The sequence below is a fragment of the Bradyrhizobium sp. A11 genome, from assembly GCF_042077125.1.
Classification (GTDB): domain Bacteria; phylum Pseudomonadota; class Alphaproteobacteria; order Rhizobiales; family Xanthobacteraceae; genus Bradyrhizobium; species Bradyrhizobium japonicum_B.
The window spans coordinates 2,077,440-2,092,939 of sequence record NZ_CP149509.1 but is presented as its reverse complement, the minus strand read 5'-3'; the positions used below and the strand labels follow the sequence as shown (position 1 = coordinate 2,092,939).

The 15,500-nt window shown below is 65.3% G+C and carries 10 protein-coding genes; 5 read left to right on the top strand and 5 right to left on the bottom strand.

From position 1 onward, the window contains the following. Window position 1 precedes the first annotated feature (1 nt). Entirely contained in the window at window positions 2–1,174 is a 1,173-nt protein-coding gene (locus WI560_RS09660) for a M20 aminoacylase family protein (RefSeq protein ID WP_375307815.1), read from the bottom strand. A 253-nt stretch (window positions 1,175–1,427) separates the two neighbouring features. Here WI560_RS09660 and WI560_RS09655 point away from each other — a divergent pair, with 253 nt between their 5' ends. Together WI560_RS09655 and WI560_RS09650 are read left to right on the top strand one after the other, a co-directional pair. Beyond that, the gene (locus tag WI560_RS09655; RefSeq protein WP_375307814.1) at window positions 1,428–3,047 is read left to right on the top strand and encodes a GMC family oxidoreductase; all 1,620 of its coding nucleotides are present in this window, start codon (window positions 1,428–1,430) and stop codon (window positions 3,045–3,047) included. Window positions 3,048–3,059: 12 nt separating this feature from the next. Then, window positions 3,060–3,941: an alpha/beta fold hydrolase gene (locus WI560_RS09650; RefSeq protein ID WP_375307813.1), complete on the top strand. Its 882-nt coding sequence runs from the start codon at window positions 3,060–3,062 to the stop codon at window positions 3,939–3,941. Between the two features lie 111 nt (window positions 3,942–4,052). Here the strand turns inward: WI560_RS09650 and hpnO are convergent, their stop codons facing one another. Beyond that, on the bottom strand, window positions 4,053–5,444 hold the full coding sequence (gene hpnO / locus WI560_RS09645) for an aminobacteriohopanetriol synthase HpnO (RefSeq protein ID WP_375307812.1): 1,392 nt from the start codon (window positions 5,442–5,444) through the stop codon (window positions 4,053–4,055). Between the two features lie 141 nt (window positions 5,445–5,585). On the opposite strand from hpnO, the gene WI560_RS09640 reads away from it, so the two are divergent. After that, window positions 5,586–6,218 (top strand): DUF2147 domain-containing protein, encoded by a 633-nt coding sequence (locus WI560_RS09640; protein ID WP_375307811.1) that lies wholly within the window; start codon window positions 5,586–5,588, stop codon window positions 6,216–6,218. Here WI560_RS09640 and WI560_RS09635 read toward each other — a convergent pair. Next, window positions 6,186–8,774 carry an MMPL family transporter gene (locus WI560_RS09635; protein ID WP_375307810.1) on the bottom strand — a complete coding sequence of 863 codons (2,589 nt, stop codon included), beginning with the start codon at window positions 8,772–8,774 and terminating at the stop codon, window positions 6,186–6,188. The two genes, WI560_RS09640 and WI560_RS09635, sit on opposite strands and share 33 nt — an antisense overlap. A 464-nt stretch (window positions 8,775–9,238) precedes the next feature. Here WI560_RS09635 and ispH point away from each other — a divergent pair, with 464 nt between their 5' ends. Both ispH and hpnH read left to right on the top strand, forming a co-directional pair. Continuing rightward, window positions 9,239–10,165, top strand: a complete 927-nt coding sequence (gene ispH / locus WI560_RS09630) for a 4-hydroxy-3-methylbut-2-enyl diphosphate reductase (RefSeq protein WP_375307809.1) — start codon at window positions 9,239–9,241, stop codon at window positions 10,163–10,165. A 36-nt stretch (window positions 10,166–10,201) separates the two neighbouring features. Next, a complete protein-coding gene (gene hpnH, locus WI560_RS09625) occupies window positions 10,202–11,362 on the top strand; it encodes an adenosyl-hopene transferase HpnH (protein ID WP_028135332.1) in 1,161 nt (386 codons plus the stop codon). Window positions 11,363–12,746: 1,384 nt separating this feature from the next. Here hpnH and WI560_RS09620 read toward each other — a convergent pair. Further along, window positions 12,747–13,559 carry a phosphorylase gene (locus tag WI560_RS09620; RefSeq protein ID WP_375307808.1) on the bottom strand — a complete coding sequence of 271 codons (813 nt, stop codon included), beginning with the start codon at window positions 13,557–13,559 and terminating at the stop codon, window positions 12,747–12,749. Then, window positions 13,493–15,475: a squalene--hopene cyclase gene (gene shc, locus WI560_RS09615; RefSeq protein WP_375307807.1), complete on the bottom strand. Its 1,983-nt coding sequence runs from the start codon at window positions 15,473–15,475 to the stop codon at window positions 13,493–13,495. Before shc ends, WI560_RS09620 begins: the two co-directional genes overlap by 67 nt. Between the last annotated feature and the right edge of the window lie 25 nt (window positions 15,476–15,500).

The window sequence follows — 15,500 nt, the reverse complement described above, 5'->3', positions numbered from 1 at the left end:
ACTACGACGCCGCCAGCTGTTCCTCGACCAGCTTCACCCAATAGGACGTGCCGTAGACGATCGCCTCGTCGTTGAAATTGTAAGCGGGGTGATGCAGCCCGGCGCTGTCGCCGTTGCCGCAGAAGATGAAGGCGCCGGGCCGCGCTTCCAGCATGTAGGCGAAATCCTCGCCGCCCATCAGCGGCGGCATCTCATGCACATTGGCATCACCTGCGACCTGCTTGGCGATGCGACGCGCCACCTCGGTCTCGGCGGCGTGGTTGTTCACGACCGGGTAGTTGCGCTTGTAATGCAGGTCGATCTTGGCGCCGGTGATCTGCGCCACGCCAGCCACGACCTCGTGCACGCGCTTCTCGACCAGCTTGCGCACCTCGGGCGAGAGCGTGCGGATGGTACCCCGCAGAGTCGCGGTCTGCGGAATGACGTTGCGGGCGTTGCCGGCGTGGAATTCGCAGATCGAGATCACGGCCGATTCCAGGGGATCGACGCTGCGCGCGACGATCGATTGCAGCGCCGTGATCACCTGGGCGCCAACCAGCACGGAATCGACGCATTTGTGCGGACGCGCGGCGTGGCCGCCGACGCCCTCGATCATGACGTCGACCTCGTCGGTCGCCGCCATGATCGGACCAGGCCGGATCGCGAACGAGCCGACCGGGATGCCCGGGCCGTTATGCATGCCGTAGACCTGTTCGATGCCGAAGCGCTCCATCAGGCCGTCCTTGACCATGGCCGCGCCGCCGGCGCCGCCCTCCTCCGCCGGCTGGAAGATCACCACGGCATCGCCGGCGAAATTGCGGGTCTCGGCGAGGTAGCGGGCTGCTCCGAGCAGCATCGCGGTGTGACCGTCATGGCCGCAGGCGTGCATCTTGCCCGGGATCCTGGAGGCGTAAGGCAGGTTGGTCTGCTCGTCGACGGGCAGCGCGTCCATGTCGGCACGCATGCCGATCACCTTGAGGCCTTCGCCGGCCGGCTTGCTGCCCTTGATGACGCCGACCACGCCGGTCTGGCCGAGGCCGGTCACGACCTCATCGCAACCGAACTCGCGCAGCCGGTCCGCCACGAATGCTGCGGTGCGATGAACGTCGTACAGCAGCTCGGGATGCTGGTGGATGTCCCGGCGCCAGGCCTGAATGTCGGATTGGAGGTCGGCGACGCGGTTGACGATGGGCATGGAGGTCTCGAGCTTTGTTGAAATACAGGACTGTCTACCATGCAAGCGTCGGTCCAGCTAACTCCCGCAGATCGAGGGTAGCCCTGTCCTCTCGTCATGGCCGCGCTTGCGGCCGGCTCGTCTCCAACTTGGCCTGAACTTGTCTTGAGCTTGTCTTGAGCTTGTCTTGGCCATCCACGTCCGACTATTAGGACAGAAAGCGCGTGGATGTCCGGGACCAGCCCGGCGTGACGCCTGTTTGGGTGGAAGCAGAATGCCAAGGCGGCTCGAAGGTGAGTTTGACTACATTGTCGTCGGGGCCGGCACCGCCGGCTGCATCGTCGCCAACCGGCTCTCGGCCGAGCCCAAGAACCGCGTCCTCATCCTCGAAGCCGGCGGCGACGACAACTGGATCTGGTTCCATATCCCGGTCGGCTATCTCTTCGCGATCGGCAATCCGCGCTCGGACTGGATGTTCAAGACCGAGGCCGAGCCCGGGCTGAACGGCCGCTCGCTCGCCTATCCCCGCGGCAAGGTGATCGGCGGCTGCTCGGCGATCAACGCCATGATCTCGATGCGCGGACAGGCTGCCGATTACGATCACTGGCGCCAGCTCGGCATGACCGGCTGGGGCTACGACGACGTGCTGCCGCTGTTCAGGAAGCTCGAAGATCATTTCCTGGGCGCGAGCGAGCATCACGGCGCCGGCGGCGGCTGGCGCATCGAAGCACCGCGGCTGTCATGGGACATTCTCGATGCGGTCGGCGACGCCGCCGAGGAGATGGGCATCAAGCGCATCCCGGATTTCAACACCGGCGACAACGAAGGCACCAGCTATTTCCACGTCAACCAGAAGCGCGGCCGGCGCTGGTCCTCGGCGCGCGGCTTCCTCAAGCCGGCCCTGAGGCGGGCCAACCTGCGGCTCGAGAAGCATGTGCTGGTCGACCGCCTGATCATCGAGCAAGGCCACGCCGTCGGCGTGCGCTTCATCCAGAACGGCGAGATGATCGAGGCGCGCGCGAAACGCGAGGTGATCCTCTCGGCCGGCTCGATCGGCTCGGTGCAGGTGCTGCATCGTTCCGGCATCGGGCCTGCCGACTGGCTGTCGCCGCTCGGCATCGACATCGTCATGGACAGGCCCGGGGTGGGTCGCAATCTTCAGGATCACCTGCAGCAGCGCGCGATCTACAAGGTCGAGGGCGTGCGCACGCTGAACGAGACCTACTACAATCTGTTCCGCCGCGGGTTGATGGGCCTCGACTACGCCTTCCGCCGTCGCGGTCCCCTGACCATGGCGCCCTCGCAGCTCGGTATCTTCACCCGCTCCGATGCGACGCGATCCCGCGCCAACATCCAGTTCCACGTGCAGCCACTGTCGCTCGACAAGTTCGGCGATCCCCTGCACCGCTTCCCCGCCATCACGGTGAGCGCCTGCAATCTCCAGCCGACCTCGCGCGGCACCGTGCGGCTGCGCTCGGCGAGCCCGGACGAGAAGCCCATCATCGCGCCGAATTATCTGTCGACCGGCGACGACCGCCAGGTCGCCGCCGACGCCATCCGCACCACGCGTCGCCTGATGCAGCAGAAGGCGCTCGCCAAATATCGCCCGAGCGAATATTTGCCCGGCCCCACCGTCGGCGACGACGACGCCTCGCTGGCCAAAGCCGCCGGCGATATCGGCACCACCATTTTCCATCCCGTCGGCACGGCGAAGATGGGGGCGGTCAGCGATCCCATGGCGGTGGTCGACGAGCGCCTGCGCTTCTACGGACTCGCAGGCTTGCGCATCGTCGATGCCTCGATCATGCCGACCATTACCTCCGGCAACACCAACACGCCGACGGCGATGATCGCGGAGAAGGGCTCTGCGATGATTTTGGAGGATGCGAAGTAGCGTCCCGCCATCATGATCAATCCACAGCGCTTTTCCATCGGCCCGGCCGGCGCAGAGATCGCCATGTTGCAGTGGGGCGAGCGCGGCAAGCCGCCCGCTCTCCTCGTGCACGGTACCGGCTTCGTTGCCGCCGTCTGGGACGAGGTCGCGTGCGAGCTCGCATCGGCCTACACCGTCTACGCGCTGGACCGCCGCGGCCATGGCGCCAGCCACAAGCCCGGGGCCTATCATTTCCTCGATTATGCCGATGACGTCCGCCGGGTGATGGATGCACTCGAGCTGCGCAACGTCCACGGCATCGGCCACAGCGCGGGCGCGACCGATCTTCTGCTCGCGGCGAAACTGCTGCCGGGACGCTTCGCGCGCCTGTTCGTGATGGAGCCGACCGTCATGGACCCCCGTGCGGCCCGTTCCGGAGGATTGAACGACGAATCCGTCGCCCGCCTGCAAGGCACGCTGCGCCGGCGCGCCGAGTTCGACAGCGCCGACGCCGTGTTCGAGCGCTACCGCGCGGCGCCGGCGTTTGCGGACTGGACCGAGACCTCGCTCCGCGCCTATGTGCGCCACGGCTTCGTGCCGCTCGATGATGGCCGGGTGCGACTCTGCTGCACGCCCGAGATCGAGTCCGCAATCCTGCATCCGATCTACGAAGCGATGGAGCAGGTTTACGTTGGCGATGCCCGCGGCAATCCGTTTGGCTTACTCGCCGAGATCGACTGCCCGGTGCGCGTCACGACCGCTGCGAAGTCGGGACCGATCTACTGGGAGATGGCGCGGCGCGCGCTGTCGCTGATTCCGCGGGCCAGCACGCAGGTCTTCGAGGACGCCGGACATTGCGTGGCTCAGGAAGTGCCGGCGGCCGTGGCCGCAGCCGTGCGGGAGTTCGCGAAATAGGTCTCGTGCCCCGGACGCAGAGCAGCACGCAAGTGATGCGCTGTAGCGCCGGGGCCCATCCTGCCGCATGTCGTACGGCCTGTTGTCCCGCCGCTCCGTGCTGCGAACGCCTCAGGCCGACCTTCTCACCGCGTTGTCCACCAGCGTCTTGCCGAGCGACCAGATCGCGCCGGGGACCTTGTGGCTGCCGGCGATGACGTCGTCGAACGACTTTTCGATCCAGCTGCAGTCTTCCTCGGTGATGGTGAGCGGCGGCAGCAGCTTGATGGTGTGGCTGCCGTGGCCGGCGACCTGCGTGAGGATCTTGTGGTCCTTGAACAGCGGCACGGTGATGAGCTGGCAGAACAGGCCCTTGTTGGCGGTCTCCAGCACGTTCCAGGAGGCGCGCAGGCGCAGCGATTTCGGCGGACCGAACTCGACGCCGATCATCAGGCCCTTGCCGCGGACTTCCTTCATCAGCTCGTAGCCGGGCACCATGCGCGTCAGCGCGAGGCGCAGCTCGGCGCCGCGCTTGGCGGCAGACTCGATCAGCTTCTCGGATTCCATGACATCGAGCGTGGCGATACCGGCGGCCATCGCGAGGTCGTTCTTGGAGAAGGTGGAGCCGTGCACCACGGCGCGGTCCATCTGGTTGAAGATCTTGTCGAAGATGGCCTTGCGCGTCAGCACCGCGCCGACCGGCACGTGGCCGCCCGACAGCGATTTCGACAGCAGCACCATGTCGGGCTCGACGTTCCAGTGCTCGACCGCGAGGAAGCGGCCGGTGCGGCCCATGCCGGTCTGGATCTCGTCGGCGACGAACAGCGTGCCGTATTTCTTGCAGAGCGCCGCCGCGCCGGGCAGGAACTCGTCGGTGGGCATGTTGACGCCCTTGCCCTGGATCGGCTCGACGACGAAGGCCGCGACCTCGCGCGAGGCCAGCGCCTTTTCCAGCGCCGCCAGATCGTTGAACGGGATCGGGGTGCAACCGGGCAGCAGCGGCTCGAAGCCGTTGCGGAAATTCGAATCGCCGGTGAGCGACAGTGCGCCATAGGTCAGGCCGTGATAGCCGTGCGCGCAATAGACGATGCCGGGACGCCCCGTCGCGCCACGCGCGAATTTGATCGCGGCTTCGACGCATTCGGCGCCGGAATTGGCGAAGAACGCCTTGTCGAGATACGGCACGTATTTCAGCAGCCGCTCGGCCAGCACGCCGGCGAGCGTCGAGACGTCGAACTGGACGAGGTTGGGCAGGTCGGCATCGAGCACGCTCTTGAGCGCCTCGCGCATGACCGGATGATTGCGCCCGATCGCAAACACGCCAAAGCCGGACAACAGGTCGAGATAGCGGGCGCCGTCGCGATCGTAGAGATACTGCCCCTGCCCCTTCTGGAAGCCGACGTCGTAGCCGATGGTCTTGAGGACCCGAACGAACTGCTCGTTCAGATACCGATTATGCAGGGTGCTGCGCTGGGCCTGACGGTCCGCGAATAGCTGAGACATGTCTGGATTTGGGCTGTGCATCCGTTACATACTTCGGTTGAGGGCCGGCTCGTCAACTGAAAAGGGACCGTTGCTGAAAACGGTCTGTGCGGCCTTTTGCCCTTTTTCGGACCATCTTCGCAAGCACAGCTTTAAACCATGTTGCACTGCCGAGGAACTACCATGCGTTTAGCCCTTTACACCGGTCTCATCCTGGCTGGCGGTTACACCTGTCTGACCCCGGCGCTCGCCGCCGACCCCACCGGCGACTGGCGGGTCGCCGACGGCGTCGCCAACATCCGCGTCGCCCAATGCAATGGCAGCATGTGGGGCGCCGTAGCCTGGGAAAAGAAGCCCGGCGGGCGCGACGAGAACAATCCTGATGTCTCGAAAAAGAACAGGCCGACGCTGGGCATGGTGACGCTGATCGACATGAAGAAGAAGGCGGGCGCCGATCAGTGGGAGGGACAGGTCTATAACGCCCAGGACGGCCAGATCTACAGCGCGACCATCACGCCTGTCAGCACCGACCAGCTCGAAATCAAGGGCTGCGTGATGGGCTTCCTGTGCGGAGGCGAGACCTGGACCCGGGTTGGCCCGCCGATCCCCTCGAGCACCGCCAATGCCATGGCCAAGGGCGCGCCGAAGCCCACCGGCGCGGCGCCGAAAGCCGCAGGTACGACGGTTGCCGCCGCGCCAGCGCCTGCGCCCGCGGCCCCGAAGCCCGCCGCCGCAGCCAAACCCGGTCAGAAGAGCGCCACCGATCCGGTCGGCGACATCTGCCTACTCCCTGAGATTGCGGGGTTTGCCCATTAGGGCCGGCTGGAACAGCAGCACGGCCGCGAGCGTCGTCACCAGCGAAAGGGCCAGCAGCTTGCCCATGCTGGACGTGCCGGGATGGCTCGACAGCCACAGGCTGCCGAACGCTGTCGCCGTCGTCAGCGCGCTGAAGAAGATCGCGCGTGTCAGGCTGGTCTGGAGCAGGTTGGTCCTGCCCGAGCGCCAAGCCACGACATAATAGATCTTGAAGGCGACGCCGACGCCGAGCAGCAGCGGGAATGCGACGATGTTGGCGAAGTTGAGCGGCAGGCCGATCAAGACGCAGATCTCGAGCGTGACCGCGCCGGCAACCAGGAGCGGCACCAAGGTCATCAGCACGTCGACGAAGCGGCGCAGCGTGATCCACAGCAACAGGCCGATCACCAGCAGCGCATAGATGCCGGCATGGATGAACGCCCGCACCACGGTGTCGCCGGATTTCAGGATCGAGACCGGCCCGCCGATTGCGGTCGGCTCGGCAACGAGCACCGCCGCCGCAAATTTGCGCAGCGTGTCGTTGTCGTTGGGATCGCCCTTGGGCAGCGCCTCGACGCGGATGACGCCGTCCTTGCTCTTCCAGGCACTGACGAGGTCGGGCGGTAGCGATTTCAGGGTGACGGGCTCGGCCTGCATCGCGTTCTTGAGCTGGTCGAACACGATCTTCATCGGCGTGACGAACACGTCCTGCGCCTTGTTGCGCGTGGCCTCGTCGCCATTGGCGAGCTTTTCGAGCGCGTCCGCCAGACGGCGCGAGGCGACCGCACCCGGTCCCTTGGCATCGCCCGCGGTCCGGCGCAGATTGTCGACGGAGGATTTCAGCGCCTCGACGTTCTCCTGGTCCGACGGCGCCGCATCGATCTGATCGGGGTTGAGCGCGGGGTTCAGCACCTTGGCGCCCTGCGCGAGCAGCTTCAGCTTCGGCGGCTGGTCCTGCGGCACGAAACTGTCGAGCGACATCACCCTGAGCACCTCGGGCACCTTCTCCAGCTTCGCCTCGATCTGTCGTGCCTGCTCTTCGGACGTGGCCATCACGTTGATGGCATTGGCGCCGGTGTTGGGGTCCTTGCGCAGATCGAGGAAGGTCGCGATCGATTCGGCCTTCGGATTGCGCAGGTTCATCGGGTTGAAGTCGAACTTCATGAAATAGAGCAGCGGCAGGCCACCGAGCGCCAGCAGCAGCGTGCCGCCGACGATCAGCACGCGGTGCTTCTCCAGGAAGTGGTCGAGCGGCGCCAGGAAGGCGTAGCCGACCGGCTCCTTCTCGCCCGGCGGGTTCAGCAGCTTCAGCATGGCCGGCAGAACGGTGATCGACGAGATGAACGCCACCAGCATGCCGACGCCGGCGATCTGGCCGAGCTCCGCGATGCCCTGGTAGTCGGTCGGCATGAAGCAGAGGAAGCCGGCGGCGGTCGCCATCGCCGCGAGCGACAGCGGCACCGCCGAGCGCTTGGCCGCCAGAACCAGCGCGCCCGTAAGATCGTTGTGCTTGTAACGCTCCGAGCGGTAGCGGACGCTGTACTGGATGCCGAAATCGACGCCGAGGCCGACGAACAGCACCGCGAACGCGATCGACAGCAGATTGAACGATCCGACCATCATCAGGCCGGCCGCGGTCGTGAGCGCAAGGCCGACGAACAGATTGACGAACACGGCGAAGATGATCTTCGACGAATGCAGCGCGAGCCAGAGGATGACCAGCACGACGAGAACCGTGCCGACGCCGTTGATGACGGCGCCCTCCTGGACGGTGGCGTATTCCTCGTTGGCGATCGGGACCGGGCCGGTCAGCCGCACCCGCGCCTGGTACTTGGCCGGGAAATCCAGGTCCGCAGCGGCCTTGCGGATCGCATCGGTGGCATCCTTGCCGGGCTCCAATGCGTTGTAGTCGAGGATCGGCTTGAACTCGATGAAGGCGCGCTTGTCGCTATCCTTCAACGGCTCGTCGCTGACGAGCTCGCGCCAGGAGAAGCTCGCATCGCCCTTGTTGAGCACGGTCTCGACCGTCTGCGCGATCAGGTTGAAGGGCCGCTCGGTGTTGTCGAGCTTGACCTGGCCGCGCTTGACGCCCGCAAGTCCGGTCTCCAGCGCGCCGGTCAGGCCGCGGATCGAGGGATCGCCGGCCATGATCTCGATCAGGGGCGCGGCGGCTTCGAACTGGCCGGTGATCTTGCCGACCTCTTCGGTCGGCAGGAACAACAGGCCGTTCTTCTCGAAGAACTCGCCGCCGCCGAGCTGTTGCATCGAGTGGAAGTTGGTCTTGTCGCCCTTCAGCCTGGCATAGAGCGCGTCTGACGCTGCGCGCGCCATCTCGGGCGTTCGGGCTTCGACCACGGCCAGGATCAGCTCATTCTGGTCGAACGCCTTGTCGAATTGCTGGTCACGCTTGCGCCAGTCGAGGTTTTGAGAAATCAGCGAATTGATGTCGGTGTTGATGGCGAAGTGCCGGGACGCGTAATAGCCCGCGCCCACCGAGAGCAGGAGCCCGAGAACGACGACGAGGGAGGCAAACCGGGTGCAGGCCCTGACGATGGCAACGACGACGCTTTGCAGCACTTCTTTTCTTTCTGCGGTTAACAGCTTGCCGGAAACGCCCGCTGTTTATCGGAGTTCCCAGGCGAAACCTATTGCTGTTTTGGGTGGTTCTCGCCGCAACGAGGTTCGAAGTAAACGGCGGGAGACCGGGCAAAATCATGCGGGGGCAGCCGGTATAGCCGGGGAGTTGAGGCGGGAAAGTGACGAAAGACTGGGCACTTTCGACGCGCTTGGCACTTGGGGAAGTTTACGTATTATAATACCTCCGTCGGGACTCGAACGGGGCCGGAGGTTTCATTTGACCTTTCCTTGCTGCCGATTTTTTGACACAAAGTCTTGCGCCTCCATGCGCCGGCGCCCCGATGGGGGTGGGCGGCTACCGCGTGCGCGAACCAATGGTGCGGATATTGCAACTCATTGGTCAGTATCGGCATGCCGCCGGGGACTTTGAAGCGGATTGGTGCAACTTGCGTGATGGGCAACCCATGGAAGTTTATCTGGCGCAGCCGCGCGGCTTCTGCGCGGGCGTGGTGCGAGCAATCGAGATCGTGGAACGGGCGCTGGAGAAGTACGGCCCGCCCGTCTACGTGCGCCACGAGATCGTGCACAACAAATACGTCGTCGAGAGCCTGAAGAACAAAGGGGCAATCTTCGTCGAGGAGCTGTCCGAGGTCCCCCCGAAATCGGTCACGGTCTTCAGCGCCCACGGCGTCGCCCGCAGCGTCGAGGAGGAGGCCGCCGCGCGCGACCTCCCGGTGCTCAACGCCACCTGCCCCCTGGTCACGAAAGTTCACAATCAGGGGAAGCGCTACATCACCAAGGGCCGCACGCTGATCCTGATCGGCCATGCCGGGCACCCCGAGGTCGAGGGCACGATGGGCCAGGTTCCCGCCCCCGTCCTGCTTGTTCAAAGCGTTCAAGAGGTTAAGGCCCTGACGCTGCCGGCGGATATGCCAGTGGCCTACATCACCCAGACCACCCTGTCGGTCGACGACACCAAGGACATCATTGCGGCCCTTCAGGCCCGCTTTACAGATATTCAAGGTCCGGATATCCGGGATATCTGCTATGCGACACAGAACCGCCAATCTGCGGTAAGGGACTTGAGCAAGCTGGTCGACGTGATCCTGGTGGTGGGCGCCGCCAACAGCTCGAACTCGAACCGGCTTCGCGAAATCGGCACCGAGGCCGGCGTCGCGAGTTATCTGATTGCCGACGGCAGCGAGCTCGATCCGGAGTGGCTGAAGAATGCGAGGACCGTGGGCATCACGGCCGGCGCTTCGGCGCCCGAGGTACTCGTGGATGACGTCATCGAAGCGATGCGGCGGATCGGACCGGTGAAGGTCCAGGTGTTGCCGGGCCGCGAGGAAAACATCGAATTCCGGCTTCCGGCCCAACTGGCCGCGAGCTGACCCACCCGAATTCAAAAGCCCAGAAAGAAACTTGTAATGGCTATCCCGTTCTTCAAGGAAATGCGTATCGGCGGCTATTTGCTCAAGCAGAAACTGCTTGGCCGCAAGCGCTACCCGCTCGTGCTGATGCTGGAGCCGCTGTTTCGCTGCAACCTCGCCTGCGTCGGTTGCGGCAAGATCGATTATCCGGATGCGATCCTCAACCGCCGCATGACCGCGCAGGAGTGCTGGGACGCCGCCGACGAATGCGGCGCGCCGATGGTCGCGATTCCCGGCGGCGAGCCGCTGATCCACAAGGAGATCGGCGAGATCGTGCGCGGCCTCGTCGCGCGCAAGAAGTTCGTCTCGCTCTGCACCAACGCGCTGTTGCTCGAGAAGAAGCTCGATCTGTTCGAGCCCTCGCCCTATCTGTTCTTCTCGGTGCATCTCGACGGCCTGCGCGACCACCACGACAAGGCGGTGTCGCAGAAGGGCGTGTTCGACCGCGCCGTCTCCGCGATCAAGGCGGCCAAGGCGCGCGGCTTCACCGTCAACGTCAACGCCACCATCTTCGACGGCCATCCGGCCGAGGAGATCGCCAAGTTCCTGGACCTCACCGTCGAACTCGGCGTCGGCGTCTCGATGTCGCCTGGCTATGCCTATGAGCGCGCGCCGGACCAGGAGCACTTCCTCAACCGCACCAAGACCAAGAAGCTGTTCCGCGACGTCTTCGCCATGGGCAAGGGCAAGAAGTGGAACTTCATGCATTCCGGCCTGTTCCTCGACTTCCTCGCCGGCAACCAGGAGTATGAGTGCACGCCCTGGGGCATGCCCGCGCGCAACATCTTCGGCTGGCAGAAGCCCTGCTATCTGCTCGGTGAAGGCTACGCCAAGACCTTCAAGGAGCTGATGGAGACCACCGACTGGGACAGCTATGGCACCGGCCGTTACGAGAAGTGCGCCGACTGCATGGCCCATTGCGGCTATGAGCCGACGGCGGCGACCGCCGCTCTCAACAACCCGCTGAAGGCGATGTGGGTGTCGCTGCGCGGCATCAAGACCTCCGGCCCGATGGCGCCGGAGATCGACATGTCGAAGCAGCGCCCGGCGCAGTACATCTTCTCGGAGCAGGTCCAGAAGAAGCTGTCCGAGATCCGCAAGGACGAAGCCGAGGCCGCGCAGGCAAAGGCCGCGCAGAAGGCTTCGACGGCGGCGTAGGCGCGGACGCACTCAAATCTCACGACAAAGGCCCGGCCGCGATCGCGACCGGGCCTTTTGCTTGTACGGGATAATGCCGCAAGGATGGGTCTTCGTGTCCCGGACGCGCTGCAGCGCTCTTTGCGCTGCTGCGCAGAGCCGGGACCCAGCAGCCGCGTGGCGTGACGATGCATGGGCCCCGGCTCTGCAGCGCACCGCGCCCGACGATGCTTCGCATCGCGGGGGGCGCGCGCTGCGTCCGGGGCACGAGAGGGGATCGGATCATTCTCTCTCCGCCGTCATTGCGAGGAGCACTTGCGACGAAGTAATCCAGACTGTCACCGCGGAAATATCCTGGATTGCTTCCGCCTTCGCCAAAGGCTTCGGCGGACAAGTCGCTGCGCTCGCAATGACGGAGTATGTGCGTCGGCTTGCTTCCTCAGCGCTCTCATCGCAGACACGCCTTCCCGTTCTCGCGACGCATTCGCCCGAGGCTTGCTGTCGTTTCGCGCCCCATGAAAGACCAAAGGGCGCAGGGAAGGCCGGGCGCCGGCGGCACCCGCAGATCCGTGCACAACGAAAAATGCACACGGGGTGGATCACAGGTGTGCCGGTCGCCCGGCCTTCCCTGCGCGGATGGTTTTAACGGTGTCCTTCGTGCTCTCCTTGGGGAGCGTTGCACTATTGCCCCCGTCACCTCGCCGCTGATCGATGCACATTCCGGTTGGCTGCCGCATCACGGCGAGGTTTGACGCCAGAACCCCGGGCGTCGGGACCACACGACTTCTCCGTCCGCGGGCGTCCCTGCCTCAGCATCCGGAGCCCGATGTGCGCGCCCCCAACCATCAACAAGACCGCTGTGACCGCGCCGTGTCGTAGCGCGCCGCGCATGACTCAACGGTCACCCGTCCCTGTCACCGCCTCTCGCGCCGGCGCTACCGCGTCCACCGCACCCCGACCCGCATCTCGTGACGATCGCGAAGCGCCCCTCTGGCAGGGCCGGGATGGATGCTCTATGCCACAAATCCGAAATTCTGGAAAGTAGAATATTTTCACGGGGAGGGATTGACGGATGTTCTGGTGTTTTGCCCGACGGCTCTCGTGGGCCGGCCCCGCGGGTCGTCATGTGGAGCTTGGCAACCATCCTGCCGATTGCACCAGCGATCAGTCGGATGATGGCCGCGATTACGGAGAGCGAGGATAGGAGAGCGATGGGTTTCGCAAGGGCTCAACCCATCCTACGAAGCGGACCTGTAGCCCGGATGCAGCGCAGCGAAATCCGGGACGGTCTCTCCGCGTTGCACGGCCCCAGATTACGCTTGCGCTCCATGGGCCACGAACACCAGACAAAAAAGGCCCGGTCGCGCGACCGGGCCTTTTCCTCTGTCAGTTCGAACGAACCCGCTTACGCCGCCTTCGACACCAGCACTTCGCTCTCGATCAGCTCCGTCCCGATCAGGTAATCCCGGCAGCCGCGCAGGCTCCGCAGGGCGCGGTTGAAGTCGATGCCGGTCGAGACCAGGGCGTGCAGCGTTGCCGGATTGCGCGCGATGCCGCGCAGCACGGCGGCGAGGTCGATCTGGCCGTTCGGCTTGATGGCGGCACGGGCGATCGCCGGCAGCGCGCGGTGGGCGGGGTCGCTGATGACGCGAACCGCGGCAAAGGGCAGCCCGGCCTCAGTGGCGTAGGCGGCGGCGATGTGGCTTTCCATGTCGACCGCGGCGGCGCCCGTCTCCGAATGCAGCGCCGCCTTGCAGGCGCGCTTGGTGACCACTTCCTCGGCGCCGGCGAGGCTGCCGCGCACCACGCGGCGGCGTCCCGACGTCAGGCGCTCGATCAGATCGTCGCCGAGCGAGAGCCCCGCGGCCCAGCGGGCGTCGCCCGAGAGCACCTCGGTCGCCAGCACGACGTCGCCGGAGCGCAGGCTCGGGTCGAGCCCGCCGGCGACGCCGAACGAGATCACGCCGCGAATCGTTTCGGGGTCCACCACGGTCAGAAGCGCCCGCAATTGCGTCGGGCTGCTGGATGAACAGATGACCGCCATTCCCGGCCCGGCCGCGATGCGGGCCTCCTGCACCAATCCGGTCACGATCAGTATCGGCCGCGGGTCGATGGCCTGACCCACGGTAAAATAGTCCCCCGTCCCCAAAGTCACATTCCGACCCCTACCACCCTGCTGTTGGTGTTCCGCAAGTTCCGATACCGCGCCAACGCCCACAGCGGAAAGAACTTTGGGTAACCATGATACCGCAGATAGAACACGCGGGGGAAGCCTGTGGCGGTGTACCGCTGCTCGTCCCACAGTCCTTTTTTGTTTTGTGTTGCAATCAGGTACTCCACCCCACGGGCGACGGCCGGGTGATCAACCTCGCCTGCCGCCATGAGGGCAAGCAAGGCCCATGCCGTTTGCGAGGCGGTCGAGGGGGCGGCTTCCCAGCCCTTGTAGTCCAGCCGGTAGCTGACGGCGTCTTCGCCCCAGCCGCCGTCCTCGTTCTGGATCGAGGCCAGCCAGGCGGCGGCTTTGCGAATCATGGGATCCCCGTGGTCGACGCCGGCCATGTTGAGGGCGCAGAGCACCGACCAGGTTCCATAGATGAAATTCATGCCCCAGCGGCCGTACCAGGAGCCCTCGGGGTGCTGGGTCTTGCGCAAATAGGCGACCCCGTCGGCCACGTGCTTGCTGGTCGCCGCGGTCTCGCCGAGCTGGGCCAGCATCGAGATGCAGCGCGCCGTGACGTCCTCGGTCGGCGGATCGAGCAGCGCGCCATGGTCGGAGAACGGGATGTTGTTGAGGTAATATTCGAGATTGTTGACGTCGAAGGCGGCCCAGCCGCCGTCGTCGCTCTGCATGCCCTCGATCCACTCCCGGCCCCGGGCAATCGCGGCGTCGTAGCCGGTGGCGCCGTGCTCCCGGCGCATGCGGTCCATCGACATCACCACCACGGCGGTGTCGTCGAGGTCGGGGTAATGCGCGTTGTTGTACTGGAAGGCCCAGCCGCCCGGGCGCACGTCGGGCCGCTTCACCGCCCAGTCGCCCTTCAGCTCGAGCTCCTGCCTCGGGATCAGCCAGTCCAGGCCCTGCTTGGCCGCCGGCACCGCCTTGTCGCCGCCGGCCTCCAGAAGCGCATGCGCCGTCAGCGTCGTATCCCAGACCGGAGAGACGCAGGGCTGGCAATAGGCCTCGTCGTCGTGGATCACGAGCAGCTTGTCGATGCCTCGCCGCGTGATCGCGCGCGGCGGATAATTCTCATCCTTGCCGAGCGCGTCGTACATCATGACGATGTTGGCCATGGGCGGATAGATCGCGCCCATGCCGTCCTCGCCGTTGAGGCGCTCCTCGGTGAAGGCGAGCGCGGCGTCGATGGCACGCTTGCGCAGGCTCTTGGGAAACAACGGCTCGATCACGCGCAGGATGGCGTCGAGCGAACGAAAGAGCAGGAACCAGGCCAGGCTCTGGTGCGGCGCCTTGGCGGTCATGCCGATCGAGCGCGGATCCTGCAGGAACAGCTCGTCGATGCCGACGCGCTTCGGATTCCTTGCCAGCGGCTTCAGCGCGGCGAGAACCATCAGCGGCACCATGGTGGTGCGCGCCCAGTACGAGATCTTGTTGAGGTGGAACGGCGACCAGAACGGCAGCAGCACGATCTCGATCGGCAGCACCGGCACCGCGCGCCAGGTCACCACGCCGTACATCGCAAGCAGGAAGCGGGTGAAGACGTTGCTGTGAATCGCGCCGCCGCGCGCGTGGATCGCCTCGCGCGCACGCACCATGTGCGGGGCGTCGACGGAATCGCCGATCATCTTCAGCGCGAAGTAGGCCTTCACGCTGGCGCTCATGTCGAACTCGCCGTCATGCACCAGCGGCCAGCCGCCATGGGCGCCCTGGATGCGGCGAAGATAATTGGCGATCTTGGCTTCGAGCACGGCATCGACCGGCTCGGCGAGATAGTGGCGGAGCAGGACGTATTCGGCCGGAATCGTGCAGTCGGCCTCGAGCTCGAACACCCAATGGCCGTCCGCCTGCTGGAAGTCGAGGACGCCCTGCGTCGCCGACGCAATGCTCGATTCCAGGATGCCCGGTTGCAAGGTCCCCGGCTTCAGGGCTTCGCGGCTGGTCGCGTTCACGGAATCCATCTCGCTCGATTGCTCCGTTAGTGGA